Origin of the sequence: Gulosibacter molinativorax (genome assembly GCF_003010915.2) — a bacterium.
GTDB lineage: Bacteria > Actinomycetota > Actinomycetes > Actinomycetales > Microbacteriaceae > Gulosibacter > Gulosibacter molinativorax.
In genome coordinates this window covers 1322179-1336943 of sequence record NZ_CP028426.1, presented here as the reverse complement: position 1 = coordinate 1336943, position 14765 = coordinate 1322179, and the positions used below count along the sequence as shown (strand labels likewise).

Below are 14765 nucleotides of genomic sequence, written 5' to 3'. Positions count from 1 at the left end.
TTCCGCTACGACTTCCACCACAGCTGGCGGCGGAAAGCCAGGAGCGCGGCCGGCAGCGCCACGACGCGCACTAGCGTGACGTCAAGAAGCGTCGCGATCGCGAGCCCGACGCCGATCTGCTTGAGCTCGATGAAGGACATCGAACCGAAGACCGCGAATACGACGATCATGATCGCGGCCGCGGCGGTGACCATACCCGCGGTCTTCGACAGCCCCGCGATCACCGCATCCCGAGCCGAAAAGCCTGCGACCGCAAACTCGCGCACGCGGCCCAGGACGAGCACGTGATAGTCGAGCGACAGTCCAGAGACAACGACGAAAAGGAGCAGCGGCACCCAGGACACGAGCCCGCCGTTCGAGGTAAAGCCCAGCGCATCCTCCGCCCAGGAGCCCTGGAAGATGAACATCAGAATCCCGAACGAGGCAAGCGTTGAGGCGATGTTGAGCACCACGGTGATGCCCGCGACCGCGAACGAGCGGTAGGTGACGAGCATGAAGAGGAACGTCAGCGACACGACGATCCCGATCACCCACGGCATCTTCTGGGCAATGCTGGCGGATGCGTCGACGTTCGCGGCGATCGGTCCGCCCACGGCCGATTCGATGTCGGGATGCGCGGCAAGGAGATCCGGGAGCACGTCGCTCCTCAGCGTCTCGAGCGCATCGCGGGCCCCGGGCGAGGTGGTCTCGTGTGGCACAGGGATCGTCATCACGACGATCTGGGCGGAGGATTCCGCAGGGCTCTGCCAGAGGCCGCCTACCGCGCCGAATAGCTCGGGATGCGCGCCGACAGCCTCCGCGAGGTCGCCTGCGCCGAGCGTGAGGGTACCGCCGTCGGCCGACGCATCTCCCGCCTCGTCTGCGCGGAGCACCACGGTGACCGAGCTCGAATTGTCGGGGAACGCATCCAGGACCTCGTCGTACGTCGTCATCGCGGGGAACGCGCGAGGGAAATCGTCGATCGTGGTGTTCGTCAGCCGCATCCCGACTGCCGGTGCCGCAAGCATCGCGAGGATGAGCAGGGTCGCCCCCAGCGCGAGCCACGGACGTCGCGCGACCCGATGCAGGATGCGACCAAGTGGGTTCGGGCGGCCATCGGCAATCTCGCGGCCGGTGATTCGCCAGACGAATGGTATGCGCGGCCGGTCGATGAAGCGGTGAAGCAGCCGCATGAGCGCGGGCATCGCGGTCACCGCCGACGCCATGGCCACGAGCACGACGAGGATGGCGCCGATCGCGATGCCCGTGTAGATCGTCTCGCCGAGGAAGAAGAGCCCTGCCATCGCGAGGGACACCGCGGTGCCGGACACGAGGATCGAGTGGCCCGCGGTGCGCGCGGCGATCTCGGTGGCAATTTGCGCGGTGGTGCGATCCCGGTGCGCCTCGCCCTGTCGACCGGACTCGAGTGCATGCACCTCTTCGCGATATCGCCGCGAGTAGAACAGCGCGTAGTCGATGCCCACGGCGAGGCCGATCAGCGCGATCACGTGGGGCACGATGCCCTGATCCGGCACGAGTTGCGAGGCGGTTGCCCAGAGCCCGAGGGCGGAAAGTACCGCTGCGGCCCCAACCGCGACCGGCAACAGGGCCATGAATACCGCGCCAAACACCACGAGCAGGATGATGAGGGTCAAGACCAGTGTGAGGATCATGGCGCGGTCGAGCTCGTCACCCAGCCAAGTCTGGAATCCCTCGGTGATTGAGACGTCACCGGTTCGCGAGATGTCCAGTTGAGGATGCGCATCCGCGAGCATCTCGGTTGTGGCGGCCAGCGGGCCGACCCGGTCGGCCGCCGTCTCGGGGTCGCCGCTGAGCTCGACTTGGAAGAGCATGGCGCCACCCTCCTGAACCGGTCCGTGCACCGCGTCGACGTGCGGAGTCGCGGCGAGCTCATCTTGGATGTGCTGCGCCGTCTGCGGGCTCGCGTCGCCGCGAATCAGGATGAGTTCGGTCGCGGGCGCAACGTACCCCGCCTCGTCGGCGAGGATCGCCGCCCGCTGCGATTCGCCGGTCATCATTTCGAGCTCGGTGGCCTGCCGGGTGTCGGCGAACATCGAGATCGAGAAAGTTACGGCGATGAGCACCGCCCACACGAGGAGCGCCCAGCGCGGGTGATCGGCGCTCCAGGTGGCGAGTCGGACGTAGGGCGGAGGCTTGCGGGTTAGTGAGCTACTGGGCTTCGGGGCGCGGCGGGGGCTGGGTATTTCGGCGGTGGTGGGGTGCGGCAGTGTGCGAGTGGAAAACATGGGCTGCATCCGTTCGTGCGAGATCGAGTGGGTCACTTCCGATCTCAGCCGCCAGGCAATGCTCGCGCGGTGGTGGCAGCACCACCTCGGTCGAAGGGTGGTGCCAGCACCACCTGGGCCTGCGAACCACGCGGCGCTCGCGGCTACTTCCACTGCCCGCGAACGGAGCGGCGCTCGCGTTTACCGCCGCAGGTACGTCAGCACCGCTTCGACGCGGCGCGAACTCACACTGTGGTCGCTTAGCCCGAGCTTCGCGAAGATGGCGTTGATGTGCTTCGCGACGGCCTTTTCGGTCACGAACAACCGCTCGGCGATTTCCAGATTCGCCGAGCCGCTGGCCATGTGGCCGAGCACCTCATACTCGCGATCGGTGAGCTCGGCCAAGCGGCCGGATGCGGGCCGTCGCGACTCGAGGCGCGCGACCACCTCGGGGTCGACGGCGGTATCGCCCGCCTCCACGGCGCGCAGGATGCCCACGAAGCGCCGGTCATCGAAGACCCGGTCCTTGAGGAGGTACCCGACTGCGTCGCGGTCATCGGCGAGGAGCTCGTTGAAGTACAGCTGCTCGACGTACTGCGACAGCACGACGACAGGAAACCCGGGCGAGCGTCGCCGCAGCTCGACCCCCACCCGGATCCCCTCGTCAGTCTGGGTCGGGGGCATCCGAATATCGAAGAGCGCGAGCGTCGCACCCGAGGCGAGCACCGCATCCTCGAGCCCCTCGGCACTCTCGGCGGTGCCGACGACCTCGATGCCATGTGACCGCAGGAGCTGTTCGATCCCGCGCCGAATCAGCAGTTGATCTTCCGCGATGAAGACACGCAACGGCACTACCCTCGAATCAGATGTCGTGGTGAACAGTGGTGCTGGCACCATCGAGCTGCCGCGACTACCGCGACAAGCTTGGGGCTATGAACACTGTGATTTCCGACACATCGTACCGCGACGCGGCGGCGCGACCCGCGGAGAACGAACCGCTCCCCAAGGCGCCCCGGGCGTGGGGGCGAGACCTGCGCTTCGCGGTGCAGGCGCTGCTCGACCTCGCGGGCCTTATCTGGAGCACGATCGTGCTCGTGCTCTGTTTCGTCGTGGTGGGGCTGTGGCTCGTCCCAAGCGCGCTGCAGTTCGCGCGCGAGAATGCGGAGCGCTCGCGGCGGCTCGCGCGAAAGTTCGCGAATGTCGACGTCCGCGCGGAGTATCGGCCGGTCGAAGGCGAGCCGGGGTTCGCCGGTGTGCGCCACTCCTGGCAGCGACTGCGGGATCCCGCGGTACTCCGCGACCTGCTGTGGCAGCTCACGAACCCAGTGGTGGGTCTCTTCCTCGGGCTGCTCGCGTTCGGCCTCGCCCTCGACGGCGTGTGGCAGCTTGCCGCGCTCCAGTTTGAGCTCGCTTTCCCGGCCTTTCGCCCCGGCTCGTACCTGCTTCTCTTTGAACTCTGGACCGACAGCCTCCCGCTTCTGGCGGTCGCCACGACGATCGCGTCGATCCTCCAGATTCTGCTCGGTTGGTGGCTCGCCCGACCCACGCTCCGGGCGCTTGGCGCTTGGACCCGTGCCGTGCTGCACGTCGAGAACACCGAGGCGCTCCGGCGGCGGGTCGCGCGGCTCGAGACTACGCGGGCCGACGCACTCGACCTCGAGCAGGCCGAGCTGCGCCGCATCGAACGCGACCTCCACGACGGCGCGCAGATGCGACTCGTCGCGACGGGGCTCACGATTGGTGAGGCGACGCGGCTCGTGCGCGACGACCCGGATGCGGCCATCGAACTGCTGCAACAGGCCAAGGACGAGTCGGCGGCGGCGCTCGGGGAGCTGCGGCACCTCGTCCGAGGCATCATGCCGCCGGTCCTCGCCGATCGCGGCCTCGTGGATGCGCTTCGCTCGCTGGCTGCGGACGCGATCGTGCCGACGACCGTCACCTCGAATCTCGAGGTGCGCCTCGCGGCTCCGCTCGAGTCGGCGCTTTATTTCGCGGTCACCGAACTGGTGACGAACGCCACCAAGCACGCCCGGGCATCCTCGATCCGGGTGGATGTCCAGGATCGTGCCGGAGCCGGAGCCGATGCGGTGCGGGTCCTCGTTATCGACGACGGGATCGGCGGTATGGATGCGGAGGCTTCGCCGGATCGCGCGGGCGGACTCGCCGGCGTGCGCCGGCGCCTCGACACGTTCGACGCGACCCTCACGGTCGTCAGCCCGAGCGGCGGACCGACCGTGATCACGATCGACTCCCCGCGCATCTTGGCGACGCCGCTGGCCGAGCGGCCCCCGTCGCTGACCGAGTCGTTCCCCTCGCCGGCCGAGTAGTCCCGCAGGGACGTATCGAGGTCGCGCCGGTCGATACGCCCTGCGGGCTACTCCCGGACCGGTCGATACGCTCTTTGGGCTACTCCCGGGGCGCTAAAGCCGCGCGATCTCCTCGATGTCTTCCTGGAACTCGGCGTTGACCTCGCTCGAGACTGTTGTGCGTGTCTGTGCCGTCGCGTTCAGGTAGTCGTCAAGCGTCGGTCCGGAGGACTTGTCTCCGGTTGTGACGGCACGCTCAAGTGCGGTCTGCGCCGCGCTTCGCGCTGCGAACTCGATGTCGGCGGGGGAGAAGCCCTCGGAAGCTTGCACAAGCGCGTCGAAGTTGAGCCCCTCCGCGGCCTTCTCGGGTACGAAGCCGACCCAGATCGCGTGACGTGCCGCCGCATCCGGAAGCCCGATGGGAATGACGTAGTCGAAGCGGCCGTGGCGCAGGAACGCGGGGTCGAGCGCACGAATGAAGTTCGTCGCGCAGATGAGCAGACGACCCGGCTTTTCGCGGAATGCCGGGATGAGCTTCAGCAGCTCATTCGTCACGCCCTGCATCGGCGAGGGCGGCTCGCCGCCGCGACGCACCGCGATCTCCTCCACCTCGTCGATGAAGACGACGGCATGGTCGAGGTGTTCGATCTTCTCGAAGGTCTCGCGCAGCTCGCCCGCGAGTCCCTTGGGGGATGCCGCGAGGCGCGAGGGGAAGACCTCGACGAACGGCCATTCCAGCCGCGAGGCGATGCCCTTCGCAAACGTGGTCTTGCCGGTTCCCGGAGGGCCAAACAGCACGATGGCACGGGGCGGCACCACGCCGAAGCCCTGCGCGAGCTCCGGGTCAGATAGCGGCAGCACGAGCCGACGCTCGAGGATGTTCTTCTCTTCCTGCATCCCGCCGATATTGTCCCAGCGGTCGCGGGCGAGCATCCGCCCGCCCAGGTCGCGAAGCAACGCGAGTTCCTGCTGGCTCACCGGAATCGTGCGCTCGAAGTACCGCAGGTGCGCCTTGTCCGCGAACCCGGAGCGCGTGAGCGACTGCACGTGCTCTTCGCCATCGGGCACGAGGATCGACACACGCTGGATGCCCTGGGTCGCGAGCCGCTGCTCGACGGCTCCGAGCATTGCCCGGCTAATGCCGCGCCGCTGCCAGGGCTTGCTGACGCCGTTGAAGACGATCCAGCCCTGGTCGTGCGCGGCCCGGGCGACCGTGACGCCGACGACTTCCTCGCCAACGACGGCTGCGACGGCGGTATCAACGCGGATGGACGCGAGCACCTCGCTGAGGGAGTAGACAAGTTCATTGCCACTCGCGCGGTATTCCTCCCAGAGCTTGAGAAATCCGTCAACATCGGTCGGCTGCAGGTCGCGAATTCGCCAGTTAGTCACGTGTGGCCCCATACTTCGTCGTAGCTCGAGAGTTGTTCTCGTTAGGGTACGACGAAATGTGGGGCCACATGACGCTCGAGGGTTCGCGCGAGCGCTACGCGAAGACTATTTGTCTACGCCGCGCTCTTCTGCCTCACCGTAGGTGATGTTCTCTTTAATGTGGATCGCTCCCGTGGCAACCGGAAGGTGGCCATCTGCGAGGCTCTCCGGGACTACCTCATCGCGCTCGATCTTGGTGGCGAGCGGAACCACCTGGACGAACACCATCATGATGATCGCCGCGATGATGAGCGGCACCATGTAGAGGAAGATTGGCATCAGCGCCTCGTTGTAGCCGTTCACCACGATCGAGCGGATGCCTTCTGGGAGCGAGTTCACGATCTCGGGAGTGAGCGAATTTACACCGTCATTTGGCGTCGAGCCCGCGGGAAGATCCTGGGAGAGGATAGAACTGAGCCGACCGACGAACAGCGAACCAACGATCGCGGAGCCGAGGCTGCCGCCAACCTGGCGGAAATAGTTGTTCGCCGCGGTCGCGGTGCCGACGATCCGGTTGGGGAACGTGTTCTGCACGATGAGCGTCAGGACCTGTTGCGACATGCCGAGACCGATACCGATCATGGCGAGCCCTATGCTGATGACCCAGACCGGACTTTCGACCGTGATGAACGACATGCCGGTGATGCCGGCGGCGAGCACAATCATGCCGATCAACGGCCAAATCTTATACCGACCCGTCTTCGAGATTAACGCACCAATGATGATCGAGACGATCAGCATGCTCGCCATCATCGGAATCATGAGGAACCCGGCTTCTTGCGGGCTCGCGCCTACCGCCATCTGGAAGTAGGTCGGCATGTATCCGATCACGCCGAACATCGGCACCGCGATGAGGAGACCTGCGATCGTGGGCAGCGTGAAGTTGCGCTTCTTGAACATCGACATGGGGATGATCGGGGATTCGGCCTTGAACTCGGCCCAGACGAAGAGCGCTCCGAATACGACAACGCCGATGCCGAGGCCAATAATCTGCGGGGAGACCCACTCGTAGGTCGAACCGCCCCAGGTTGCCAACAGGATGAGGCAGCTCGTCGCGATCGCGAGCAGTGCCATGCCGAGGTAGTCGAGCTTGGGACGCTCATCCTGAGCGCGTTTCGGAAGCTTCAGGAGCACGATGGTCGCCACCAGCGCGATTGCGCCGAGGGGCACGTTCATCCAGAATGCCCAGCGCCAACCGGGGCCTTCCGTCAGCCAGCCGCCGAGTAGCGGGCCAGCCACCGAGGAAAACGCGAACACGCCGCCCATGATGCCCATGTACTTGCCGCGGTCTCGTGCCGGGACGACGTCGGCGATGGCGGCCTGCGAGAGGATCATCAGGCCACCGCCTCCGAGGCCCTGCACGAGGCGGGCGACAATGAGCCATTCCATCGTTGGTGCGACGCCACCGATGATCGAGCCCACGAGGAAGAGCGTGATTGCGCCGATGAGCACGGGCTTGCGACCGAGGAGGTCACTGACGTTGCCGTAGATCGGCATCATGATGGTCGCGGCAAGCAGATATGCCGTCGTCACCCACATCATGTGTTCGACGCCGTGCAGCTCACCGACAATCGTCGGCAGGGCGCTCGAGAGCACCATCTGGCTCAGGGATGCGAGCAGCATGATCACCATTAAGGTGATGAACAGCGGAACAATGCTGCGGGCCGAGGGCGTATCGGAAGTCGATCGCCTGGTCGATTTTTCCGTATTGGTCGCGTTCTGCGAAGACGACCCTGATTTCTCTAACTCAGCCATGTTGAACTCTGAATTACCTCTCGAAAAATAGTGATGGCCGACGACACTGCCGCGTCGCCCTCTTCTGAGAGGGATGCCGGGTTTTTGGTGAATGCGAAACGGATGATCGTGAGCGCATAGAGCGTGAGCGCGTGAGCCGCATCTTCCGGCGTATTGCGGAACTGCTGCTGGGTTTCCTCCCCAATGCGCTTCACTTCGCCGAGGACGACGGGCTCAATGACCCGTTCGAATCCCATAGAGAGATGCTTGAGGCGGGAACTGAGCTCGGGCATCCGCTGGATGAGCTTTTGGCGTCGGGTGCGACCAGCCTCGTGCGGGTAACTCGCGCGCATGACGGCGAGGGTCAGCGTCACGGTGCGGTGGATGAGGTCTTCGTCGCTTTTATAGAACGCCGCGAGTGCGGCGTCCGGTATCGACGGTTCGAGCGCGCCGAGGATCGCGTCCTCTTTGCTGGGGAAGTAGTTGAAGAACGTCCGCTTCGAAATACCTGCCTGTGTCGCGATCATGTCGATCGTTGTGGCTGTCCAGCCGAGCTCGAGGGCAAGCTCTGCCGCGGCGTTGTGGATTCTCTCCCACGTGTCGGCGCGATTACGTTCGCGAAGGCTTAAGTCAGAAGTTTGCACTGATACAGAGTATGCAGTCGTGCAAGTTTGCACAAGTGCAAAGGGTGCAGGCGTGCATGCTTGGTGTTCCATGTGCGCTGCAAGCATTAGTTGTTGCTCCTAAACTCGGATGCATGATTGACGACTCGACGCGTTGCCCGTGCGGGACTGGCCTCGTCTATGGGGAATGCTGCGCCCGCTGGCATCGCGGGGAGGCGGCGCCTACGGCAGAGGCCCTCATGCGGTCGCGCTATTCGGCGTTCGCACTCGGCCTGCCGGATTACCTCCTTGAGACCTGGCACCGAACCACGCGACCGCCCCACATCGAGCTGGATCCGGTCGTGCAGTGGCGTCGCCTAGACGTCGTGCGGGTGGATGCGGGTGGCCCGTTCGACACGGACGGCGTGGTCGAGTTCGAAGCGTGCTATCGCGGAATCGCCGCGTCGGGCGATATCGAACGCGGCGTGCAGCACGAGGTCAGCCGTTTCGTGCGCGAATCGGGTCGCTGGTACTACGTGAGCGAGGCCTAGCGACTGGGATGGGATTCGCTATCCTTGGTCGCCTCCTACCGCAGCCTCAGCGACATGCGTGTGCATCCGCATCCCCGCGGAATTGAAGATGCTGATGACTCGGGCCGGCTCATCGCCGTCGGCCGACATCGCGTGAGGTACCCGCGTGTCGAACTCGGCTGCCTCGCCGGGCTGTAGCACGAGGTCCTGGTCGCCCAACCGCAGTCGCAAGCGACCGTCGAGCACGTAGAGCCACTCGTAGCCGTCGTGCACGCGCAGGGTCGGGAGCTCGTCGACGGGCGGGTAGGTCACCCGGTAGGTGTCGATCGGGGAAGCCGCGGGGGAGAGTGGCGTGATCGTGTGGCCGTTGCGGGTGACGGCAGTGCGCCGAACTCGCGGGTCGGCCGTGTGCGCCGCGAGGAGGTCGTCGATGCGGATGTCGAGGACGCGGGTGATGGGCAGCAGGAGCTCGAGCGTCGCCTGCCGCTTGCCGGATTCGAGCCGGGAGAGCGTGCTCACGGAGACTCTTGCCCGTTCGGCGAGTTCGGCCAGCGTGAGCTCGCGCGCCTGTCGCGCGGCGCGCAGCCGCGGGCCCAGCTGGTCCAACGTTGAATGAGGCATCGGGGGTTCCTTGCTGTTTTGGCAAATTAGATTGCGATAATCGCACCATAGTCTCAAGCTTGATGCATGACAACAACTACTTGGGACGCGATCGTGATCGGCGGAGGCGCGGCAGGGCTCAGCGCAGCACTCGCGCTCGGGCGCTCGCGCCGACGAACACTCGTGATCGATGGCGGCCTGCCACGGAACCGCTTCGCCGACCACGCGCACAATATTCTCGGTCTCGACGGCGTGCCGCCGCTCGAGATCGTGCGCACCGGTCGCGAGCAAGCGGGTGAGTATGGCGTCGAATTCCTCGAGGCGCGCGTGGCGGGAGTCACCGAGCGCGAGCGCGGCGTTCGAGTGCAGACCGCCGAGGGTGACATTCACGAGGCTCGCGCGGCCGTCGTGACAACCGGGCTCACCGACATCCTGCCCGATATTTCTGGGCTGCGCTCGCGGTGGGGCAAGACGGTGCTGCACTGCCCGTACTGCCACGGCTGGGAAGTGCGCGACGGTCGGCTCGGCGTTCTCGTACTCTCAGAGTTCGGCTTCCATCAGGCTCAGATGATCCGCCAATGGAGCGACGACCTCACGGTGTTCCTCGGTGATGGTGTCCGGCTTCCCGAGCCGCTCGGCGAGAGGCTGCGGGCCCGGGGCATCCGCATCGTCGAGTCGCCGATCACGGAAGTGCTTGGCGAGGGCGACACCATCGACGAGGTGCGAACGGCCTCGGGGGAGAGCTATCCGCTCGACGCCATTTTCACGTTCGGGCAAGCGACCCCGAATGATGGTTTCCTGGCCGACCTCGAACTCACGCGTAACGACACCCCGTTGGGGTCGTTCATCGCGGTGGACGCGACGGGCAAGACTAGTGCGAATCGAGTGTGGGCAGCCGGAAACGTCGTGAACCCAGGGGCCGCCGTCCCGCAGGCCGCGGGCGATGCCGCGTTCGCTGCGGCGCAGCTGAACATGGCGTTGGTTGAGGAAGATTTCGATCTTGCGGTGGCGGCTTCGAATGAGCCCTCGGAGGCGACCGCCGACTACTGGAACGGTCGATACGGCGAAAAGCCCGCGATGTGGTCGGGTCGTCCCAACGCCACGCTCGTCGACGTCGTGGCGGACCTCGCACCAGGTGCCGCGCTCGACCTTGGATCGGGAGAGGGTGCGGATGTGGTCTGGCTCGCCAGCCAGGGTTGGGATGCGCTCGGGCTCGACATTTCCTCCGTGGCGGTAGCCCGGGCCGAACAGGCGGCGGCTGCGTTCGGCGCTTCGGCTGCGCCCGATACGTCGGCAGCGCGAGGCCGAGCAAGCTTCCGCGTGGTCGACCTCGCATCCCCGGACGCGTTGCAACTGGACGAGCGCTTCGACCTTGTGACCGCGAGCTTCCTGCACTCGACCCTGGCGCTGCCGCGCACCGAGATCCTGCGCAGCGCGAGTGAGCTTGTAGGCCAGGGCGGACACCTTCTCGTCATTACCCACGCCGCACCGCCGCCGTGGTTTGGCGGCGCCGACCAAGCCGAGCATGAGCACAAGCACAAGCACAAGCACAAGCACAACCATCACCACACCTTCCTCAGCCCTGAACAGGAGCTCGAGGCGCTGGCGCTCGACCCTGCATCTTGGCGCGTCGTGATTGCCGAGGCGCGCATCCGCTCAGCGATGGCACCAGACGGAGCACCGGCAGAACTCGAAGACGGCGTACTTTTGCTGCAGCGAAGCTGAAAATGCAAGTTGAGGCGACAAGTCTCAGTCATTCCCACCGCGCCCAAACGTGACGCCAAGGAGGGCCTGGGAAGCTAAACCTTATTCATGACGCAGTTGCGTCAACCGCTGGATCGAGAGGAGCTAAATGAGTTTCGAAGACCGTCTAGAGAACAAGGGCGAAGACCTCGGTGGCCGTGCCAAGGAGGCATTCGGTGCCGCGAGCGACAACGACGAGCTCCGTCGTGAAGGCAAGGCAGATCAAGCATCTGCTGGCCTAAAGGATAAGGTCGAAGACGTCAAGGACGGCGTGACCGACGCTATCGACAATCTTCGCGGGAAGAACAACTAATTAATCTCTCAATGGAACGGCCCTCGCAGCAATGTGGGGGCCGTTTCGCATGCGAGGATGGAACCGGCCTGACCCCGCCCTCATCGGACGCGTCTCGATCTTCGCGCCCGCGAGAAAATGGGTCGTTACGACTACTGAAGGAGCAAGGATGCAGCAGGTTAAAGGTGTAATTTCGCGGGCCAAGGATGCCCCTGTCGAACTGGTCAACATCAATGTTCCCGACGCAGGCCCCGGTGAGGCAGTGGTCCGCATTCAGGCGTGCGGCGTCTGCCACACCGACTATCACTACGTCTCGGGCGGCATCGGTAACGACTACCCGTACCTGCTCGGCCACGAGGCCGCGGGCATCGTCGAGCAGGTCGGAGAGGGAGTCACCAACGTCGAGGTTGGCGACTATGTCGTTCTCAACTGGCGTGCGGTGTGCGGCGACTGCCGTGCGTGCGACCGTGGCGAGCCCTGGTACTGCTTCGCGACGAAGAATGCCGAGCAGAAGATGACCCTCGAAGACGGCACGGAGCTCTCGCCCGCGCTCGGCATCGGCGCGTTCATCGAGAAGACGCTCGTGGCCGCGGGCCAGTGCACCAAGGTGGATGAAGGCGTCGAGCCCGCAGCGGCTGGCCTCATCGGCTGCGGCATCATGGCCGGTGTCGGAGCCTCGATCAACACCGCGGCTGTCCGTCGCGGCGAGTCTGTCGCAGTTATCGGCTGCGGTGGCGTTGGCACCGCGGCAATCGCCGGCGCAGAAATCGCTGGCGCGACCAAGATCATCGCGGTCGACGTCGATGACCGCAAGCTCGAGCAGGCACGCGAGTTCGGTGCGACCCACACGGTGAACTCGAAGGTCGAGGATGCGGTTGAGGCTATCCGCGAGCTCACCGGCGGCTTTGGTGCCGACGTCGTCGTCGAGGCGGTGGGCCGCCCTGAGACGTACGAGCAGGCGTTCTACGCGCGCGACCTCGCCGGTCGTGTCGTGCTCGTCGGCGTTCCGACCCCGGACATGGAAATCACCCTCCCGCTCGCGGAGGTCTTCGGTCGCGGCGGTGCGCTGAAGTCGAGCTGGTATGGCGACTGCCTGCCAGAGCGCGACTTCCCGATGCTCGCGGATCTCTACCTCCAGGGCCGTTTCCCGCTCGACAAGTTCGTGTCGGAAACGATCGGCATCAACGACATCGACGCGGCATTCGAGAAGATGGGCCGCGGCGAGGTCCTACGGTCGGTTGTCATCCTCGAGGATGCAGCGGAGGCGAAGTAAATGACCGCGCGTATCGACCACGTCGTCACGAGCGGCACGTTCTCGCTCGACGGCCAGACCTTTGATGTCGACAACAATGTCTGGGTCGTCGGCGACGACAGCGAATGCATCGTGATCGATGCACCGCACGATCCGCAGGCCGTCCTCGCGCTCGTGGGCGACCGCACGCTGAAGGCCGTCGTGTGCACGCACGCGCACGATGACCACGTCCGCTTCGCCCCGGAGGTCGCAGACGCGACCGGTGCGCCCATCCTGCTGAACCCCGAGGACCGCGTGCTGTGGGACATGACCCACCCGGAGCGTCAGCCTGACGGCGACCTCACGGACGGTCAGGTCATCGAGATTGGTGGCACGCGACTCGAGGTCATCGCAACCCCCGGGCACGCGCCCGGCGCGGTGTGCCTATGGGCGCCCGAACTTGGTGTTCTGTTCAGCGGCGACACGCTATTCGAGGGCGGGCCCGGTGCGACCGGACGCAGCTACAGCGACCGACCGACGATCGAGGACTCGATCCGCGAGAAGCTCTTCTCGCTCGGCGATGACGTCGTCGTGAAGACGGGCCACGGCCCCGACACCACCATCGGCGCCGAGAAGCAGGGCGACTGGGTGTAGCAACCCCGCTGGCTGAGCCCCGCTGGTTGAGTGCGGCCGGAGGCCGTGTATCGAAACCGGCCCTGTGGCGAAACCAGCAGAGACAAACAACGCGGGCCGAACGAGAAGTCTCGTTCGGCCCGCGTTGTGCGCTGCGGGGCTACAATACGCCGCTTTGCGGCTACTTAACCAGCGCTAGAGCGTGAGTTCCGGAGGCAGCTTGCCGGCGCCGACCTGGCCGCTGTTCTCGGCCTCGCGGGAGAGCTCGTTCTCGCGGGAGCGCTCGATGTACGGGGTCGCGCGCTCGAGCTGCTGGCTCAGGGACTCGATCGACGTCGCGAAGTTCTTGTTCGCGGTCGACCGGAACTGCTCGACCTGGTCGATCGCGGCGAAGACGTTGTCGTACGCCTTCTGCAGCGTCTCCATCGTGACGCCGGAAGTGACCGCCTGCTCCTGGATGCGCGCGGAGTTATCGCGCAGCATCCCCGAGGTCTTCTCGATCATCGAGTTCGTCGTCGCGTTCACGGCGTCGATCTGGTCGAGGACGAGCCGCTGGTTCTCGAGTGCCTGCGCCACGACCACCGCAGTGCGGAGCGCGGTCATCGTCGTGGTTTTCGCGCGTTCGACGCCGTCAACGAGCTTCAGGTTGTTGTCCTGAATGAGATCCATTGACAGGTACGACTGCACGCTCACCGCGAGCTGGGTCTGCACATCCATGTGGCGCTGGCGAATGGCGAAGAGCACATCCTGCTCGAGCGCCTTGACCTCCTCGACCTGGCCCTGGGCGCTGAGCTGGTCCATCTTGCGCAGCACCGACTGGTCGAGCTCGGTCAGAAGGGCGCTGAGCTTGTTGAGCTCGCCCATCGCATCCCACAGCGTGCGTCGCTCGAGCGAGAGCGCAGCGTTGTCTTTGCGAAGGTTGTCTTGGCCGCGCTCAAGCGCGTGCAGCACCGCGTTGAGCTGGTCCTGGTTCGATTCGTACTGACGGAAGTAGCGCTTCACCCCGCGCGAACCGGGCAGCTTGCCGAAGAATCGGCCCACCGCGTTCTGCTGCTCGGGCTGCAGCTCTTCGACCACATTGCGGAGGTCAACGAGCGACTTCGAGACCTCGACGGCCTGACCGCCGTCGCCCTCGGTCTTGGCCTGGTTCAGGCTCCGCTCGAAGAAGCGACCGGTGGCATTGGTCGTCTGCTGGATTTCCTGACGGGCGACCTGCGAGATCGCACGCACCTGCTCGGTGTACTCGGGTGTCTTCGGCTTGAGCGTGGCGAGGTGGCCCACCCAGGTGTCTGCGCGGTGCTGGAGATCGAGGGCAGTGTTCGGGTCGACATCGGGGAGCATCGAGTGGGCCTTGGCCGGCTCAACCTCTTGCACGGGCGGGGCGGCCTCGATGGGCTCAAGATCCTCGGGCGACGGGGGCTGCAGCTTCTGGTTCATT

General features: G+C 65.3%; 13 protein-coding genes. 6 read left to right on the top strand and 7 right to left on the bottom strand.

Annotated elements, in window-relative coordinates:
* Positions 1-5 precede the first annotated feature (5 nt).
* Together GMOLON4_RS06330 and GMOLON4_RS06325 are read right to left on the bottom strand one after the other, a co-directional pair.
* Positions 6-2246, bottom strand: a complete 2241-nt coding sequence (locus tag GMOLON4_RS06330; RefSeq protein ID WP_169516455.1) for an MMPL family transporter — start codon at positions 2244-2246, stop codon at positions 6-8.
* A 180-nt stretch (positions 2247-2426) separates the two neighbouring features.
* Positions 2427-3071, bottom strand: coding sequence for a response regulator transcription factor (locus GMOLON4_RS06325; RefSeq protein ID WP_026936135.1), 645 nt, complete (start codon positions 3069-3071; stop codon positions 2427-2429).
* 86 nt (positions 3072-3157) lie between these two features.
* On the opposite strand from GMOLON4_RS06325, the gene GMOLON4_RS06320 reads away from it, so the two are divergent.
* Positions 3158-4552 carry a sensor histidine kinase gene (locus GMOLON4_RS06320; protein WP_051266310.1) on the top strand — a complete coding sequence of 465 codons (1395 nt, stop codon included), beginning with the start codon at positions 3158-3160 and terminating at the stop codon, positions 4550-4552.
* A 93-nt stretch (positions 4553-4645) separates the two neighbouring features.
* On the opposite strand, the gene GMOLON4_RS06315 is transcribed toward GMOLON4_RS06320, so the two are convergent.
* From GMOLON4_RS06315 to GMOLON4_RS06305, 3 genes are all read right to left on the bottom strand, one after another.
* Positions 4646-5923: an ATP-binding protein gene (locus GMOLON4_RS06315; protein ID WP_026936134.1), complete on the bottom strand. Its 1278-nt coding sequence runs from the start codon at positions 5921-5923 to the stop codon at positions 4646-4648.
* A 105-nt stretch (positions 5924-6028) separates the two neighbouring features.
* Entirely contained in the window at positions 6029-7717 is a 1689-nt protein-coding gene (locus tag GMOLON4_RS06310; RefSeq protein WP_051266308.1) for an MDR family MFS transporter, read from the bottom strand.
* The gene (locus GMOLON4_RS06305; RefSeq protein WP_211222674.1) at positions 7705-8340 is read right to left on the bottom strand and encodes a TetR/AcrR family transcriptional regulator; all 636 of its coding nucleotides are present in this window, start codon (positions 8338-8340) and stop codon (positions 7705-7707) included. Before GMOLON4_RS06305 ends, GMOLON4_RS06310 begins: the two co-directional genes overlap by 13 nt.
* A 113-nt stretch (positions 8341-8453) precedes the next feature.
* On the opposite strand from GMOLON4_RS06305, the gene GMOLON4_RS06300 reads away from it, so the two are divergent.
* The gene (locus GMOLON4_RS06300) at positions 8454-8849 is read left to right on the top strand and encodes a YchJ family protein (protein WP_026936133.1); all 396 of its coding nucleotides are present in this window, start codon (positions 8454-8456) and stop codon (positions 8847-8849) included.
* An 18-nt stretch (positions 8850-8867) separates the two neighbouring features.
* Here the strand turns inward: GMOLON4_RS06300 and GMOLON4_RS06295 are convergent, their stop codons facing one another.
* Complete coding sequence (locus GMOLON4_RS06295) at positions 8868-9449, bottom strand: helix-turn-helix domain-containing protein (RefSeq protein ID WP_026936132.1); 582 nt, start codon at positions 9447-9449, stop codon at positions 8868-8870.
* A 66-nt stretch (positions 9450-9515) separates the two neighbouring features.
* Between GMOLON4_RS06295 and GMOLON4_RS06290 the strand changes: the two genes are divergently transcribed.
* From GMOLON4_RS06290 to GMOLON4_RS06275, 4 genes are all read left to right on the top strand, one after another.
* Positions 9516-11153, top strand: coding sequence for an SAM-dependent methyltransferase (locus GMOLON4_RS06290; RefSeq protein WP_026936131.1), 1638 nt, complete (start codon positions 9516-9518; stop codon positions 11151-11153).
* A 127-nt stretch (positions 11154-11280) separates the two neighbouring features.
* Positions 11281-11484 carry a CsbD family protein gene (locus GMOLON4_RS06285; RefSeq protein ID WP_026936130.1) on the top strand — a complete coding sequence of 68 codons (204 nt, stop codon included), beginning with the start codon at positions 11281-11283 and terminating at the stop codon, positions 11482-11484.
* A 148-nt stretch (positions 11485-11632) separates the two neighbouring features.
* Positions 11633-12736 carry an S-(hydroxymethyl)mycothiol dehydrogenase gene (locus tag GMOLON4_RS06280; RefSeq protein WP_026936129.1) on the top strand — a complete coding sequence of 368 codons (1104 nt, stop codon included), beginning with the start codon at positions 11633-11635 and terminating at the stop codon, positions 12734-12736.
* Positions 12737-13348 (top strand): MBL fold metallo-hydrolase, encoded by a 612-nt coding sequence (locus tag GMOLON4_RS06275; RefSeq protein ID WP_026936128.1) that lies wholly within the window; start codon positions 12737-12739, stop codon positions 13346-13348.
* Positions 13349-13522: 174 nt separating this feature from the next.
* Here GMOLON4_RS06275 and GMOLON4_RS06270 read toward each other — a convergent pair whose 3' ends face one another.
* On the bottom strand, positions 13523-14764 hold the full coding sequence (locus GMOLON4_RS06270) for a toxic anion resistance protein (protein WP_051266303.1): 1242 nt from the start codon (positions 14762-14764) through the stop codon (positions 13523-13525).
* Position 14765 lies beyond the last annotated feature (1 nt).

Excerpts from the sequence above, each read along its gene's own strand:
- GMOLON4_RS06310 (WP_051266308.1), bottom strand. The coding sequence starts at position 7,717 with ATGGCTGAGTTAGAGAAATCAGGGTCGTCTTCGCAGAACGCGACCAAT.
- GMOLON4_RS06300 (WP_026936133.1), top strand. The coding sequence starts at position 8,454 with ATGATTGACGACTCGACGCGTTGCCCGTGCGGGACTGGCCTCGTCTAT.
- GMOLON4_RS06275 (WP_026936128.1), top strand. The coding sequence starts at position 12,737 with ATGACCGCGCGTATCGACCACGTCGTCACGAGCGGCACGTTCTCGCTC.
- GMOLON4_RS06280 (WP_026936129.1), top strand. The coding sequence starts at position 11,633 with ATGCAGCAGGTTAAAGGTGTAATTTCGCGGGCCAAGGATGCCCCTGTC.
- GMOLON4_RS06295 (WP_026936132.1), bottom strand. The coding sequence starts at position 9,449 with ATGCCTCATTCAACGTTGGACCAGCTGGGCCCGCGGCTGCGCGCCGCG.
- GMOLON4_RS06330 (WP_169516455.1), bottom strand. The coding sequence starts at position 2,246 with ATGTTTTCCACTCGCACACTGCCGCACCCCACCACCGCCGAAATACCC.
- GMOLON4_RS06285 (WP_026936130.1), top strand. The coding sequence starts at position 11,281 with ATGAGTTTCGAAGACCGTCTAGAGAACAAGGGCGAAGACCTCGGTGGC.
- GMOLON4_RS06320 (WP_051266310.1), top strand. The coding sequence starts at position 3,158 with ATGAACACTGTGATTTCCGACACATCGTACCGCGACGCGGCGGCGCGA.
- GMOLON4_RS06270 (WP_051266303.1), bottom strand. The coding sequence starts at position 14,764 with ATGAACCAGAAGCTGCAGCCCCCGTCGCCCGAGGATCTTGAGCCCATC.
- GMOLON4_RS06290 (WP_026936131.1), top strand. The coding sequence starts at position 9,516 with ATGACAACAACTACTTGGGACGCGATCGTGATCGGCGGAGGCGCGGCA.